Origin of the sequence: Limnohabitans sp. 2KL-17 (genome assembly GCF_003063415.1) — a bacterium.
Lineage (GTDB): Bacteria > Pseudomonadota > Gammaproteobacteria > Burkholderiales > Burkholderiaceae_C > Limnohabitans_A.
On sequence record NZ_NESK01000072.1, the window covers coordinates 1 to 1,449 of the forward strand.

Consider the following 1,449-nt stretch of genomic DNA (forward strand, 5'->3'; position numbering starts at 1 on the left):
TTGGTCGAAGGTGTTGGCTGTGGCGGCGTTGGAATCGGCAACAGCGGTGATCACGGGCGTGGTTGCTGTGGTGTCGATGGGCTTGAGGGTGACGGGTGCTGCCGTGGCGATGTTGCCGGCGGCGTCGGTGAGGGTGGCGTTGACGGTGACGCTCTCTGAGCCTGTGAATGCGTTAGCGATGGCTGTGTAGGTGTCTAGGCCGTTGGCGGTGGTCTTGGTGAAGGAGTTGGTGACATCAGAGGTGCCGACTTTGACGATAACGACAGAGCCTGCGGTGACGGTGAAGCCTTGGTCGAAGGTGTTGGCTGTGGCGGCATTGGAGTCGGCAACAGCGGTGATCACGGGCGTGGTTGCTGTGGTGTCGATGGGCTTGAGGGTGACGGGTGCTGCGTTTGAGGTGAAGCCGTTGTTGTCGGTGTAGGTGGCGGCCACGATGACAGTCTCTGTGCCGGTGAAGGCGCCAGCCTTGGCGGTGTAAATGTCTTTGCCGGTGTCGGCGTCAGTGTTCTTGGTGAAGTAATCGGTCAGGGTGATGGCAGAGCCGCCGACGGTGAAGGTTACGGTGACGATGGCCCCGGCCTTAACCGAGAAGCCGGCGTCGAACTGGCTGTTCTTGAGATTGGTCCGGTGATCGATGCTGATTGGTGTTCCAAATGTGTTCTGGATGGCGGCCTTTAGGGCGGCGTCTGTAGTGAACACCTGGTTTTGGATGCCCGGGGCGCCATTGTTGCCGCCCTTTGTGATGGTTTCCAGCACTTTGGCAATGGGGTCAGTGACCCCTGCAGGTACAAGCGCAAAGTCTTTGAGCTGCTGCAATGTGAGGGTGCTTTGGCCGGTGTTGCCGGTGGCCACGAGCTGCATCACCCCTTCATAGATGCTGACCCACTTGTCCATTTCTTGCACGGTGGGCAGGGTCAAGCCGGCCTTGGCCTTGATGGCTTGGCTGGCCAGGGTGGCGATGTCGGAGGTGACCGAGTTACCACCAGAGGTGTAAGTGACATTGTCGACCACAACGCCAATGAGGGCCAGATCGGTCTTGCTCAGGGTGTCGGTACTGGCGTTGTTGCCGGCCATGGCCTGCAATGTATCCAAAATGCCTTTGATGGTGAGCAGTTCGCTGGGCGTATCGCTGCTGGTGTCCACCACGGTGACGGTTTTGAGGGCGCTGTTGATAGCCGTGACTTGGGCGGTGCTGAGGTTGGTGAGGCCCACGCTGGCGTAGTCGCTGGCGGTGGGGGCTCTGAAGGTTGTCAGGTTGTTGTCGTTGTTGTTGGCATAAGCCTCGATGACCGATTGGGCCTTGCCTGCGGCGGTGACCAGGGTTTGCAGTTCGGTCAGGGAGTCTGTGGCACTGCCGTCATCTGCCTGTGCAGCCAGGGCGCTGAGCACGGCGGGTAAGTTTTTGGTGGTGATGCCGCTCAAGCCCAGGCTTTGCAGGTTGGCCACGGT

The 1,449-nt window shown here is 59.9% G+C and carries 1 protein-coding gene; it reads right to left on the reverse strand.

Going from position 1 to position 1,449, the window contains the following annotated elements; all coding sequences use genetic code 11:
• Positions 1-1,449, reverse strand: a 1,449-nt coding sequence (locus B9Z45_RS17105) for a hypothetical protein (RefSeq protein WP_158270451.1), incomplete at both ends; no start/stop codon positions are given.